This is a genomic window from Moorena sp. SIO1G6, assembly GCF_010672795.1.
Lineage (GTDB): Bacteria > Cyanobacteriota > Cyanobacteriia > Cyanobacteriales > Coleofasciculaceae > Moorena > Moorena producens.
Genome location: NZ_JAAHFZ010000039.1, coordinates 1 through 13,877, shown reverse-complemented (window position 1 = coordinate 13,877; position 13,877 = coordinate 1). Strand labels below are relative to the sequence as shown.

Annotated in this window: 9 protein-coding genes and 1 pseudogene; 9 read left to right on the top strand and 1 reads right to left on the bottom strand. The window is 44.1% G+C overall.

Annotation, left to right across the window (positions count from 1 at the left end; translation table 11 throughout):
• Window positions 1–209: 209 nt before the first annotated feature.
• The 7 genes from F6K63_RS26575 to F6K63_RS26545 all read left to right on the top strand — a co-directional run bounded on the left by F6K63_RS26575 (window position 210) and on the right by F6K63_RS26545 (window position 11,985).
• Window positions 210–4,541 carry a PAS domain S-box protein gene (locus F6K63_RS26575; RefSeq protein WP_287313541.1) on the top strand — a complete coding sequence of 1,444 codons (4,332 nt, stop codon included), beginning with the start codon at window positions 210–212 and terminating at the stop codon, window positions 4,539–4,541.
• 227 nt (window positions 4,542–4,768) lie between these two features.
• Entirely contained in the window at window positions 4,769–6,319 is a 1,551-nt protein-coding gene (locus F6K63_RS26570) for an adenylate/guanylate cyclase domain-containing protein (protein WP_287313540.1), read from the top strand.
• A 176-nt stretch (window positions 6,320–6,495) separates the two neighbouring features.
• Window positions 6,496–6,993 carry an HNH endonuclease gene (locus tag F6K63_RS26565; protein ID WP_008189673.1) on the top strand — a complete coding sequence of 166 codons (498 nt, stop codon included), beginning with the start codon at window positions 6,496–6,498 and terminating at the stop codon, window positions 6,991–6,993.
• A 97-nt stretch (window positions 6,994–7,090) separates the two neighbouring features.
• On the top strand, window positions 7,091–8,341 hold the full coding sequence (locus F6K63_RS26560; protein ID WP_287313538.1) for a DHH family phosphoesterase: 1,251 nt from the start codon (window positions 7,091–7,093) through the stop codon (window positions 8,339–8,341).
• Window positions 8,342–8,702: 361 nt separating this feature from the next.
• Complete coding sequence (sixA, locus tag F6K63_RS26555) at window positions 8,703–9,200, top strand: phosphohistidine phosphatase SixA (RefSeq protein ID WP_287313537.1); 498 nt, start codon at window positions 8,703–8,705, stop codon at window positions 9,198–9,200.
• A 246-nt stretch (window positions 9,201–9,446) separates the two neighbouring features.
• Window positions 9,447–10,583: a citrate synthase gene (locus tag F6K63_RS26550; RefSeq protein WP_287313551.1), complete on the top strand. Its 1,137-nt coding sequence runs from the start codon at window positions 9,447–9,449 to the stop codon at window positions 10,581–10,583.
• 304 nt (window positions 10,584–10,887) lie between these two features.
• Complete coding sequence (locus F6K63_RS26545) at window positions 10,888–11,985, top strand: glycoside hydrolase family 10-like protein (RefSeq protein ID WP_287313536.1); 1,098 nt, start codon at window positions 10,888–10,890, stop codon at window positions 11,983–11,985.
• A 382-nt stretch (window positions 11,986–12,367) separates the two neighbouring features.
• Here the strand turns inward: F6K63_RS26545 and F6K63_RS26540 are convergent.
• Window positions 12,368–12,745, bottom strand: a pseudogene (locus F6K63_RS26540) (zinc ribbon domain-containing protein); the annotation flags it as partial.
• A gap of 225 nt (window positions 12,746–12,970) precedes the next feature.
• On the opposite strand from F6K63_RS26540, the gene F6K63_RS26535 reads away from it, so the two are divergent.
• Window positions 12,971–13,375: a hypothetical protein gene (locus tag F6K63_RS26535; protein ID WP_287313535.1), complete on the top strand. Its 405-nt coding sequence runs from the start codon at window positions 12,971–12,973 to the stop codon at window positions 13,373–13,375.
• Window positions 13,302–13,754, top strand: coding sequence for a hypothetical protein (locus F6K63_RS26530; RefSeq protein WP_287313533.1), 453 nt, complete (start codon window positions 13,302–13,304; stop codon window positions 13,752–13,754). Before F6K63_RS26535 ends, F6K63_RS26530 begins: the two co-directional genes overlap by 74 nt.
• Window positions 13,755–13,877 lie beyond the last annotated feature (123 nt).

Genomic DNA, 13,877 nt, shown 5'->3' with positions numbered 1-13,877 from the left:
CGGTAGCCTTCACCCATAACCTTTCACTTTTCACTTTAACTAAATCTCTAGGTCAAAAAAACCTTTAATTTAAAGAGACTGAAAAAAATCTAACTAGAAAATAAAAGAGTTTGTAAAGTTGCGGAATTTACCGGTTTAGGGATTGAAAATTATGTCAATGTGCGTAAAGATTAGTTTCGCCTAACTCCATCTTTGGGCGTATTCCCAAAATGATTTTCATCCCAAAAGGATTCTGGCAACACTTAACCAATTTAGGTTTACTGACTTTGGTTTACCTTGGGCTGGCAAACTTAGTCCATGGATTGATTGGAGGAAATACATTAGTACCACCAGTTTGGTCTCCCGCAGGAGTTACCCAAGCAACCGTATTACTACTAAGGGAGCATCTTTGGTGGTTAACCGAACAACAAGGAGTTTTGCCATCGGTTTCTTGGGGACAATTTTTCTGGACTGTGTCGGCTCAGAGGTTCTGGCCAGTTTCTGTAATCACTGCTCTCGGCTATATCTTGTCAGTATTGCTCTCGATAGGATTGGCACTGTTGTGGCAGCTTCGTCCTTCCCTAGAACGGCGACGAGATGTATTGGGTTTCCTAGGGGTGTCGATGGTTGCCACACTCATCGCTCCGACTGTCAGTCTAACTCACTTACACCTGAGTGGTGAATTTGATGGTAGGAATTTCGGGGGGATGTGGTGGAAATGGTGGTTAGGGGACTTAATGGTGGTTTTAGTCGTAGTACCAGTGTTTTTAGTTTGGTGCTACCTAGTGAAGGAGTTGAAGGTTGGCAGGTTGTTCGCGTTCGCGCAGCGTCGGCTTTGCCGAAAGCGTGGCCAATTGGCCAAGGTTGAGAAGGTTGAACAGTCAACCCAAACTAACCTCCAACTGTCTAACCAACAACCGTTAACCCCTCAAGCAAGCATAAAGATCAAGCAAATTATTTTGGCAGCTATCTGGCTGATTTCACTGTTGACAGTGAGTTGGGCAGTGTTTGGGTCGGACATTGCGCCAGAAATGGCAACCTATCCCCTCGCCTGCTTGACATTTCCCTGGCTGATTTGGGCTACCCTCCAATTTGGTCAACGCCTCACCACCCTAGGCTGCTTGATGGTATCGAGTATTGCCATTGTAGGAACCAGTCTGGGTACCGGACCGTTTCTTGCCAGCACCGGGGACTTGAGTGAAGCAGTTCCCCTGCTACAGGTTTTCATGATACTGATGGCGACAATCGCTTTATTCTTGGCAGCGATTACATCAGAACGAAACTCGGCGGCAGAGTTGTTACTCTTAAGCGTTGCCAAATACCGCAGCATATTCGAGAATGCTGTCGAGGGCATTTGTCAGACCACACCTGACGGAAGCTATATCAGTGCTAACCCGGCACTAGCGAGAATATATGGCTATCAATCACCGGAAGAACTAGTAGCAAGTGTCACCGATATTGCCCACCAACTTTACGTTGACCCTCAACGCCGGGCAGATTTGCTTCTACAGCTACAGGAAGATGGTGTTGTTTCAGGGTTTGAAGCACAGATTTATCAAAAAGATGGTAGTATAATCTGGATTTCCAAAAACGTGCGGGCTATCCGCGATAGTAGTAACTTTCTACTCTACTACGAAGCTACAGTTGAGGATATCACAGAGCGCAAGCACGCTCAAGACGCACTCCTTTACCAAAATGAACGGCTGGAATATCAATTTCAAGAGCGAACAGCTACCCTGAGGCAGCTCAATCGACAATTAATCGCGGAGGTTCTTGAACACAAGCGCATTGAGGATGCGCTTAGGGAGAGTGAGGAACGGTTTGCTCTGGCTATTCAAGCCAACACCAACGGACTCTTTGAAATCAACCTGAAGACCTATGATCATTACTACTCACCCCAATTTCTCAGCCTGATTGGCTACCCATTGGATCAAGATGGACCGACCATTAATGAATTACTGGCACTGATTCATCTTGAGGATCAAGATCAGGTGAAAGCCATCCTAGATAACCTATGTACTGGACGAAGTTCTCAGCGATGCAGCGCGGTCTTGGGGGTTTCCCCCATGAGCGACTGCATCAAGAAGTGGAAACAAAAGTTTCGTCTGCTGCGCACAGATGGCTCAATTTCCTGGATTCTCTCCACTGGTCTGGTGATCACAGATGATAACGGTGAAGTGGTTCGTCTAGTTGGCACCTTTACTGACATTACTGATAGCCAGAGAGTTAAAGCCTTGTTAGCTGGACAAAATCGTATCCTGGAAATGATTACCCAGTGGGAGAAGCTGCCAGATGTACTAGACCGACTAGCTCGGTTGATTGAGGAGCAATTGCCCAAGATTAGGTGTGCTTTCTTGCTGGTGGACAAAAATGGGTTTAATCTGCGTCATACTGCCGCTCCCAGCCTTCCAGAATCCTACATTCAGGCGATTGATGGTATGGTTATTGCTCCATATATGGGTTGCTGTGGCACTGCCGCCTATTGGCGAGAATCGGTCATGGTTAAGGATATTGCCACTCATCCCCTGTGTGGAAGTATCAGGGATTTGGCACTCTCCCACAATCTCAGAGCGTGTTGGTCTATCCCCATTTTGTCCACTCAAGGGACGGTGCTAGGCACCTTCTCAACCTATTACACTGAACCTCATACCCCAAACCCCGAAGAGCAAGAACTGGCGGATAAAGCCACCCAACTAGCTAGAATTGCCATTGAGCGCTCTGTGGCACAGGAGGATGTGCTCCGTACAAATGCCATGCTCAAAGCGCAACAAGAAGCTGCCATTGATGGAATTTTAGTGGTTGATGAAAATTTTCGGGTGGTTTCCTACAACCACCGTTTCTCTCACTTGTGGCAGACTCCAGAACAATTGTTTGAAACCAATGATATTCAAGAATTGCTCAAGCAGGTGAGTTCTCAACTGAAGCATCCCGAAGAATTTCTAGCTCAGGTGGACTATCTCCAAGCTCATCCCAAAACAACGAACTACGATGAACTTTTAATCAAGGATGGGCGTATTTTTGACTTTTATTCAGCACCAGTGCTCACGAGTGGTGGGGATTACTATGGTAGAATATTCTGCAACCGAGATATCACTGAACGCAAGCTATCAGAGGCAAAACTACGGCAGGCGGAACAGAAGTATCGCAAGTTAGTTGAGTCAGCTGGTGATGCCATTCTGATGGCAGATGCGGAAACCGGAATCATCCTGGAAGCCAATCAGATGGCGGAACAGATGCTGGGCCGTCGGAGAGCTGAAATTATTGGCTTGCATCAGAGTCAGATTATTCCACGAGAACGATTCAAAGCCTACTCCCAAAGTTTCCAGCAACATGTGGAGGCAGGGGGTGTATTTCAAGAAGAACTGGAATTACTGCATCAAGTTGGTACAACGGTGCCTGTAGAAGTTAGTGCCACTACTTTAGAGCTGCAAGGCAAGACAGTTGTGCAGGGAATTTTTCGAGACATTAGCGATCGCAAACAGGCAGAACAGGCGTTGAAGCAGGCTAAAGTTGACGCGGAAGTAGCCAATCGGGCTAAGAGTGAATTTGTAGCCAACATGAGCCATGAATTACGTACCCCCCTTAACGGCATTTTAGGTTATGCCCAAATCCTCCAAGAGGAACCTAATCTGAGCGCTACGCAAAAAGAGCAGCTCAGTATTATTCAGCAAAGTGGTCAGCATCTGTTAACCCTACTCAATGACATCCTGGATCTATCAAAAATCGAAGCCATAAAAATGGAACTGGATGTCAGAGATTTTCAGTTTCCCAAGTTTCTGGAAGGTATTGTGGAAATTGTGGTGATCAGTGCTAAACAAAAAAACCTTTCATTCCGTTACGAATTCCTTTCGCCCCTGCCTGAATTTGTCAAGGGTGATGAAATAAGACTGCGACAAGTTCTGATGAACCTTTTGGGAAATGCTGTCAAATTTACAGATACTGGCGGGGTAACCTTTAAAGTTGGTTATTTGGGGTGTTCAGAGTTGAACGTTGATCGGTCTTTAACCGAAAAGCAAGGTACTCAAAAAATGCGCTTTGTCATAGCAGACACTGGCATTGGTATCCCACCAAAACAACTAGCAGAAATATTTTTGCCATTCCATCAAGTGGGTAACACTGACCGTCAGGTTAATGGTACAGGCTTAGGACTATCGATTAGTAAACGTTTAGCGGAATTAATGGGTAGTGAATTAAAGGTGAAAAGCACTGTCGGTCAAGGTAGTATTTTTTGGCTAGATTTAGATTTACCAGACGTTTCCCAGGAACAACAAGGAGGACAAGGAATTGTAGAATCCACTAAGGAAGAGAAAGCTGAAGACGTTATGCCTGTAGCTCCATCGCCAGAGAAAATCTCCGTTCTGTATGAACTCGCCATCATCGGTGATATTAGAGGGATCCAAGAGGAAGCTAATTTGATTGAACAGTTGGATGATAAATTCATCCCCTTTGCTCAAAACTTGCGTCAATTATCAAAAGGCTTTCAAGAAAGACAAATACTGGAATTTGTTAGGAATTACATGGATAAAAAAGACCGCGAAGCTCATGGTCAATCAAAGGATTAAAAAAAATATAAAGTTATTAAAAAATAAATTATATATCTTTAAAATAACTAGCCATTTAAATGATGATTTAAGCCATGAATAAGTTATTATAGTTTTAAAGGTTATAGTTTTAAGGTTTATAGTTTTAAGGGCTTATTTATTTTTTGTGAGATGATATCAGATTATTTGGGCTCTTATTAATTAGCCATTGCTTAGCGAAAAAAAACCAATAATAAGTTCATGTAATTATGAATATTTACTCAGTAACTCAAGCTAATAATCATTCCTATTCCAGCCAAATAACCCTAACCGAGAGCTATAATAAAATTGGCTATAAAGGTGTAATTGTGATTGTTGATGATAGTCCGACTAATTTAGGGGTGATGTTTGAGTTGTTGAGCAATTCTGGCTTCAAAGTCTTAGTCGCTCAAGATGGCTATAGTGCCCTCCAGAAAGTCAACTATACTCAACCGGATCTAATCTTACTGGATATTATGATGCCCGGAATTGATGGGTTTGAAACTTGCCGTCGCTTGAAAGCTCAAGAGTCAACTAGAGACATCCCAGTTATTTTTATGACGGCTCGTACTGATACTCTCGACAAAGTTAAAGGTTTCAAACTCGGTGCAGTAGATTATCTCACCAAACCAGTGCAGCAGGAAGAAGTAAGAGCGAGAGTCAACACTCACTTGAAACTCGGGCGTTTACAAAAGCAACTACAAGAACAAAATTTTCAGCTGCAACAGGAAATCAAGCAGAAACAAGAAGCTGAGCATAAATATCGCAGTATCTTTGAAAATGCCAATGAAGGCATTTGTCAAGTTACACCAGAAGGACAATTTATCACCGCTAATCCAGCACTCGCAAGTATTTTGGGCTATCAGTCGCCAGAACAACTGATTAATCAAGTCACGGATATTGGGAAACAACTCTACCTCGCACCGATGCGTCGTGACGATATATTAGCCCTAATCCACAAAGAAGAAACGTTATCAGACGTTGAGTCCGAAGTCTATCGGAAAGATGGTATGGTAATTTGGATTTCGGAAAATATACGAGCAGTCAGAGACAATTTTGGTGATTTACTCTACTACGAAGGCACAGTTAGCGACATTACAGAGCGTAAAAAAGCTGAAGATGAACTTCGTCGTGCCCGAACCCAAGCTGAGCTTTTGCTGCTTAATATCTTGCCCCAACCGGTCGCAGAACAGTTAAAAAAAGGAGAACGTACCCTGGCAGAAAGTTTTGAAGATGTCACCGTTTTGTTTGCTGATTTAGTTGACTTTACCAAACTCTCAACCCAAACCTCTCCCACCGAACTGGTCGAAATTCTCAATGTAATTTTCTCAGAGTTTGACCAACTAGCTGAGGAGCATGGTGTCGAAAAAATCAAGACGATTGGTGATGCTTATATGGCTGTTGCCGGTCTGCCAAAACCCTGCAATTATCATGCGGACGCGATCGCTAAAATGGCATTGGATATGCAAAAATTAATTGCGCAGTACAATGCTCAAACGAATCAAAATTTCCGTCTCAGGATTGGCATCAACAGTGGACCAGTGGTGGCTGGGGTAATTGGAATCAAAAAATTTAGCTATGATTTGTGGGGTGATACCGTAAATATGGCTAGCCGTATGGAATCTCAGGGTATACCAGGTAGCATTCAGGTTACAGTTAGGACCTATGAGAAATTAAAAGATAAGTACCGGTTTGATAAACGGGAACCGTTTGAAGTCAAAGGAAAAGGGAAAATGACTACTTATCTGCTCACAGGTCCTAAAGCAATGGGTAATGGGTAATGGGTAATGGGTAACTGACCTAACTATATTTGACTGAACCCTTGACGGATTTCTTTAGTTCAGCCTTTAGTTCAGCAGTTCAGCAACAAGGTAAATTAAACTAACCCATGGAAAAACGACCCAGATTGAGCAACCTGTGCTACTATCTGGGAAAATCCTCCTAGCTGAGATCACCAATGGGTAAGGTTCTGGTGTTAAACGCCTCCTATGAGCCGCTCAACATCACCAACTGGCGACGGGCAGTTGTCTTGTTGATCAAGGGTAAGGCAGAGCGTATCGAACATAACGGCAAATACGTTTACGCAGATTTTCCACTGCCTACAGTGATTAGACTGCGCCATTACGTACGGGTACCCTACAAAGAGATTCCCCTTACCCGTCGTAACATCCTGCACCGTGATGGTCACTCTTGTCAATACTGCGGCTACAGTGGTGATGACTTAACCTTAGATCATGTGATTCCTCGTTCTCGCCATGGAGGTGAGTCCTGGGAAAATATTGTTACAGCTTGCGTGCGCTGCAACGTCAAAAAAGGGAATCGCACCCCCAAAGAAGCCAACATGATGTTGCAAACCCAACCCCGGAGACCTTATAGTAGTCTCCACTTTGAAATTGCTAAACACTTAAAAACTGGACGGCATCAGGAATGGCGGAAGTATGTGATTGGTGCCTAGTCTGCTAACTCATGCCACGACTAATCAAGCCAAAAGGGGGTTGACCAATGGCTAATGACTAATGACTAATGGCTAATGACTGATGACTAAATAACTAATGACTAACAATTTACTTAACAGTGGTGCATCTAGCTTAGATTCAGAACAGGTTGATGCTAAAGCGCAACCGTCATCTACTCAAGATCTAAATCCCTTCGTGGGAAATTCCCAAACAAAAAGGCGGCAGTCGGCTACATCAGGTTCAAAAGTACATTCAAAAGTACAACAGTTGCAGGAGACTCTAGAGCGTCACCAACATGAGCGGCAACTGATCATCCTACAAGATTTCCCTGACCCAGATGCTCTCTCTAGCGCTTGGGCTTACCAGCTGATTGCCCAGCAGTATAATATCCAATGCGATATTGTCTATGCTGGTACCCTCTCTCACCAGGAAAACATTGCCCTGGTTAAGCTGACTGGTTTACCAGCCAAACGCTGGAGTGTCGAGACCACAAAAAATCAAGATTTATCGGTGTATCAGGGCTATGTGCTGATTGATAACCAGGGTACAACCACCCAGCTATTACCGATTGTTACCGAGGCCAATATTCCTCTAATTGCAATCTTTGATCATCACACTAGTCAAGGGGAGTTGAAAGCAGAATTTATTGACCTTCGTCCTCAAGCAAGAGCAACCGCGACGCTATTAACCCATTACCTTCAGGCTGGGTTACTACAGCTTGATAGTAGCATTAGTGAACACATCAAATGTGCTACAGCCTTGATGCATGGTGTGCGCTCTGATACTAATATGCTGATGCAGGCTCAGGAAGAGGATTTCTTGGCAGCTGGATATCTCAGTCGCTTCTACGACAGTCAACTGCTTAACGCTATACTCAAAACATCCCGATCTCGCCGAGTCATGGATGTGATTGAGCGATCGCTTAAATATCGCATTCTCCAAGATAACTTCTCTATGGCTGGTGTGGGCTATCTTCGCTATGAAGACCGGGATGCTATTCCCCAAGCTGCTGACTTTTTAGTTACTGAAGAAAATGTTCACACTGCTGTGGTTTACGGGATTGTTTACGATGAAGACCAAGAATTAGAAGTGGTGATTGGTTCCTTGAGAACCAATAAGTTAACCCTCGACCCTGATGAATTTATCAAAGAAGCTTTCGGTCAAGACAGTCATGGGCGTTTCTTTGGTGGTGGGCGCATGATGGCTGGTGGCTTTGAAATTCCGACGGGATTCTTGAGTAGTTTTAATGACAAATCGGAGTATGCCAAGCTCAAGTGGGAGGTGTTTGATACCCAAGTCAAGCAAAAACTACTGCGGTTAGTTAATCCCCAGGATACTGTGATCTAAACTAACTAATACCAACTTATGAACTCATTAGTATTTGTAAGCATTCAGCCGTCAGCGGTCAGCCGTGAGCCAAAGGCTCATGCTGCTTGAGGTGCTTTCCGTAACTCAGCATTATTCGAATTACCTGTTTTATTCAAAAGCTGTTCGGTGTAGCTTGCCCTATGCCCATAAGGACATCAATTAGTGTGCGCATAGCCCATAAACTGATAGCTGATGGCACCTCAAGTAGCACCATCTGTAGCGCATAGGCTGATAACACCTCAAGTAGCACCATCTGTAGCGCATAGGCTGATAGCTGAATGCTTACGACTATTTTCAGTGAGCGCGATCGCATTTTAAGCTACTGCCTTTGAATCAGCCCATGGAACTCTACTTAATTCGCCACGGTATTGCCGCTGAGCGAGGCACCTACAACAACGATCAAGAGCGGCCACTGACCAAAATTGGCCATGAAAAAACTAGTAAAGTAGCAAAGGAGCTCCAGAAACGAGGGCTACATTTTGACCTAATCTTGACTAGTCCATTGGTCAGAGCTAAAGAAACCGCTGCTATCCTCCAAGATGTTGGCTTAGCCTCATTGGTTGAAGAGTCAGAGAGTCTCGCTCCTGAGGGTGACATTCACCAATGGCTCAGCTGGCTACAGCAGAGGTGGCGAAAGACTAATGCTCAAAGACGTTTAGCTCTAGTTGGCCATCAACCGGATTTAGCTAATTGGGCGGAAATGTTGGTGTGGGGAGTATCCAATCAAAAACTAGTGCTAAAAAAAGCTGGAGTAATTGGGTTAAAGCTTCCTAATACTGGCAAGCCCTTCGGTCGCAGTGAGCTATTCTTGCTGACCTCACCTAAGTGGTTACTATAGCAATGGGGATTGGAGTTGTAAAACTTCTGAAGAGGGGGAAGACAGGCAAGACAGGTAAGAGGGGGAAGAATATAACGATTGGTTCTTTGAGCACAAATTCATCAAGCACAAATTCATCAAGATTGTTGGAGATTGCTATAATATAGTCATTACACTAAAAAGTAATAATCTTTGTAGCACGGAAGACTTAAGCACTAATCTCTGGTAAGTTACCCTGAGATGACTGAAGATTCTGTAGGTAATAACATGATAGCTTGCGAGTACCAGCCAGGTTTAGAAGGCATTCCAGCAGCTCAATCCAGTATCAGCTACGTTGATGGGCAGAAGGGAATACTAGAGTATCGTGGCATTAGGATCGAAGAACTCGCATCAAAAAGTACTTTCCTAGAAGCCGCCTATCTACTCATTTGGGGTGAGCTCCCTAGTAAGAACGAACTTTATGAATTCCAGGAGGAAGTCCGCCTCCACCGACGGATCAAGTATAGCATCCGGGACATGATGAAATGTTTTCCAGAAACTGGTCATCCCATGGATGCTCTACAAGCCTCTGCTGCTGCTTTGGGTCTGTTTTACTCCAAACGGGCTCTAGACAATCCACAATACATTCTCGAAGCCGTGGTTCGGCTGTTGGCTAAGATACCCACAATGGTAGCAGCATTTAAACAGATGCGCAAAGGGGACGATCCAATACGCCCTCGGGATGATCTTAGCTATGCAGCTAACTTTCTGTATATGCTCAATGAGCAAGAGCCTACTCCCCTAGAGGCTCATGTCTTTGATGTTTGCCTGACCCTCCATGCCGAACATACTATCAATGCGTCTACTTTTTCGGCTCTGGTGACTGCTTCTACTCTTACTGACCCTTATGCAGTAGTGGCATCAGCGGTGGGAACTCTAGCTGGTCCGTTACACGGAGGGGCGAATGAAGAAGTGATTACCATGTTGGAAACCATCGGCTCAGTGGACAATGTCCAGTCTTACTTGGAGGAGCGCTTGCAGCGCAAAGAACGAATTATGGGTTGTGGTCACCGAGTCTATAAGGTAAAAGACCCGCGAGCAACGATACTTCAGAACTTAGCGGAACAACTGTTTAAGGAATCTGGCACAGACAAGTACTACGACATTGCTTTGGAGTTGGAGAAAGCAGTGGAAGAAAAACTGGGTCATAAGGGGATTTATCCCAATGTGGATTTCTATTCCGGCTTAGTTTACCGGAAGCTGGGTATTCCGAGTGACTTGTTTACACCAGTGTTTGCGATCGCACGGGTTGCGGGTTGGCTAGCTCACTGGAAGGAACAGCTAGCCGTAAATCGAATTTTTAGACCTACTCAAGTCTACACTGGCACTCACGATGCTCCCTATATTCCTATTGAAGCTCGTTAGTCATTAGTCATTAGTTATTAGTCATTAGTTATTGGTCATTGGTGATTTGGGCGTTGGTGATTCTTGAGGGAAGTCCCATGAATACTCATGTACTCGTGCCCCTCAGCCAAATGCCTAAGTTTTCGTACCTAGTTTTCCTTGCTTCAAAAGCTGACTGCTGAGTGCTGATAGCTGAATGCCTAAGCTGATGTGCATTTAACTTGGTTATTACCTGTTCCCTGTTCCCTGTTCCCTGTTCCCTGTGAGTAATTTAGGTATGCCAATTTAAATGCTGAACAGCTTATTACCAATTACTAATTAACTAATGAAATTTCCGTTAATAAAAAAATTCAATAAATTTATAACTTGGATGTTAATAGGAGTGGTAGTCCTGGTAGGAGTCAACACTATCATTCCTGCCCCTCGCCATACCCCAAAAAGCACCAATAAAATTCAAGGAATTTGGGTAACTCATGTCGGTAACAACTTTCTATCCTATACAGGACAAACTGATAATGTATTTCACCAGTTATCTGGTCTGAATTTTAATCGAATTTACGTTGATGTTTATAATGGTGGAACTACCTATCCTAGTAACTATTCCCTCAAAAATAACCGGATTACTTTACCCTTCACCGACCCCCTAAAAGCTGCCATCAAAGAAGGTGAACGTCAAGGCTTAAAAATTTATGCTTGGTATGAGCATGGCATGATGCTTCATCTTAATTCAAAATTTGCTAAACAGCATCCCGATTGGCTCCTGAAGACGTCAACAGGAGAAAAAGCTATCGATCAACATCTGTGGCTAAATCCAAAGCACCCAGATGTTCAACAGTACTTCATTAATTTATTTACTGAAGCTGCAAAGAACTATCCCAATCTCTATGGTATTCAACTAGACGATCATTGGGGCATTCCAACTCAGTTTGGAAATCACGCCAGAGTGATGACAGAATTAACCCGTAAAATTTACCAAGCGGTTAAAAAAATTAACCCTAACTTAATTATATCTCTTTCTCCCAACTCCCCAAGTTTTTCCTACAGAAAATACTCTCAAAATTGGTTGTATTGGTTACGCCAAGGCTTGATTGATGAAGTGATCGTCCAAATTTATCGCAAGACAAGCCAAGAAGTAATAAATACTCTAAAATCTTCTGGTTTACAAGAAGCTAGTTATTACGTTCCGGTAGCGGTAGGTATCTACAGTGGAGAAGTCTATCGCCCTAAGCCCATCAATGAACTCAACAAGCAGATAGCAATAGCCGAAAACTATGGTTATGGTTATTCTCTTTTTTGTTGGGAATCTACCTATAGTCCCTTTCGTGGTGTAAAACCAGAGCACAAAGAAGCGTTTGTTAAAACTTACTTGGGCACAAAGAAGCTTTTTTTTAACCTTATAAGGTTTCTGGAACTATTAGTTTAAGCAGTTAGCTATAGCAAAGGGAACAGGGAACAGGGAACAGGGAGTAGGGAGTAGGGAACAGGGAGTAGGGAACAGGGAGCAAAATTCTCTCAATTCCTACAGGGATTGCTATATCAGCTCTCAGCAGTTAGCTAAAAACTAAACCCATTCGTTATGGATGAGGCGAAACTATTTACTTAATTTACCTGTTTTAACTCATTTACCATCTTACTTCTCTTCCCCTCTCTATCGAGAAACCCTCAAAACCAATTAAATTTAGTTAAATTTTATTAAGATTAATTAAGGTATGCCCTACCATGAAGCAAAACCTGATTGAAGGGAAGGTGAGCTCCCAGCTAACCCGACTAACGATACCGATGATGTGACTACTCCCCACATCAAATCAAAGATTATGATGTGGGCTTCTCAATCTCACGAATGAGACTTGCTGCTCCTCGGCGGAGGCCGACGCTACGCGAACGACATCCTGTGCCGATTTGTCACAGCCATTAAGCGGCAGTCCAACCGCCAATAATCCACGATTCAAAATGTTAATGCCACTGTTCCAGTCACGATCAATTCTGACGTTACAAGTAGAGCAGCCATGAACACGTTCGCGCAGCGTCGGCTTCGCCGAATCACTTAAACTTTTCTCAACTCTAGAGCCACAATTAAAACACTCAATACTTGTGCCACGTGGGTTAACTTCCTGAACTAACAAGCCGCGTTTTACCGCCACTGCTTGCAATATTTCCAAGAATGCTCCCCATGCTGCATCATGTCTGGTTGACTGACAAAAAGTGAAGTCAACAGTGGTCAACTGCTTATCTGGAAAGGAGTTGCAAGACTTGACATTAGTGATTGGGAGCCAGCATTCTAAGGACAGAAACCACTCATACCATAGGAATGCTGTGAAAAAAACTCCCGAATCTATAATGCCTTGAAGACCTGGATGGGTCAACCCTGTGAGTGGGCACATCTGACCCACCTGACGACCTGTTTATGGATGGTGTCTGCCCTGATCCAGACAGGGGAGGTAAATTTGACCCGTTGGATTCCCTACATCCCATGGTTCGGCCAATATGCCCAAAGCAAACAGCGTCGGATGCAGCGTTGGCTGCATAATGCCCGGATTAACATCCATGGCCAAAAGGCCACGCTACGCGAACGATTGTATAAACCTTTGATCCAGGCAGCCTTAGCAGATTGGGAAGACGATTGTATTTATCTAAGTTTGGACACTTCGCTGTTTTGGGATAAGTACTGCCTGGTACGATTGGTCGTAGTCCATCGGGGACGTGCCTTGCCCGTAGTGTGGCGAGTGATGGAACATCCCAGTGCCACAGTTGCATTCAAAGATTATCGAGAGATGCGCCCAACTTGCCATCCCACGTTTACCTTTAGGGGTTAAGGTCGTCTTACTAGCAGATCGAGGGTTGATCCACACCGATTTGATGAAAGCGATGACCAATCAATGGGGTTGGCATTATCGGATTCGTCTGAAAAAGGATACCTGGATTTGGCGAGCCGGTAAAGGTTGGTGTCAGCTCAAAGATTTCCACTTCAAACCCGGTGAAGCCCTGTGTTTTCATAATGTCAGGATTCACAAGGAGCATTGGTATGGCTCGGTTCATCTGATCTTCGGTTGCAACAATATCAATGGTGAGTTTTGGGCGATTGTCAGCAATGAAAAGACGACCCTCCAAACTTTTCAAGAATATGGTTTACGGTTTGATATCGAGGAAAATTTCTTGGATGACCAATCCAACGGCTGGAATGTGCAAAATTGACACTCCCCACGATTAGAAATCGGGGGATTCTTGGTTCAACGAACTGACTTGCTTAACCAGACCGGAATCAGGAAATGTAGAGGACAGATCTCCCCAAGCGTTGATAAAAGTTTCGGTGTGCCC

Bases quoted from the DNA above. Each gene is read 5' to 3' on its own strand.
- F6K63_RS26545 (WP_287313536.1), top strand. From the start codon at position 10,888: ATGAAATTTCCGTTAATAAAAAAATTCAATAAATTTATAACTTGGATG.
- F6K63_RS26575 (WP_287313541.1), top strand. From the start codon at position 210: ATGATTTTCATCCCAAAAGGATTCTGGCAACACTTAACCAATTTAGGT.
- F6K63_RS26565 (WP_008189673.1), top strand. From the start codon at position 6,496: ATGGGTAAGGTTCTGGTGTTAAACGCCTCCTATGAGCCGCTCAACATC.
- F6K63_RS26535 (WP_287313535.1), top strand. From the start codon at position 12,971: ATGGTGTCTGCCCTGATCCAGACAGGGGAGGTAAATTTGACCCGTTGG.
- F6K63_RS26570 (WP_287313540.1), top strand. From the start codon at position 4,769: ATGAATATTTACTCAGTAACTCAAGCTAATAATCATTCCTATTCCAGC.
- sixA (WP_287313537.1), top strand. From the start codon at position 8,703: ATGGAACTCTACTTAATTCGCCACGGTATTGCCGCTGAGCGAGGCACC.
- F6K63_RS26550 (WP_287313551.1), top strand. From the start codon at position 9,447: ATGATAGCTTGCGAGTACCAGCCAGGTTTAGAAGGCATTCCAGCAGCT.
- F6K63_RS26560 (WP_287313538.1), top strand. From the start codon at position 7,091: ATGACTAACAATTTACTTAACAGTGGTGCATCTAGCTTAGATTCAGAA.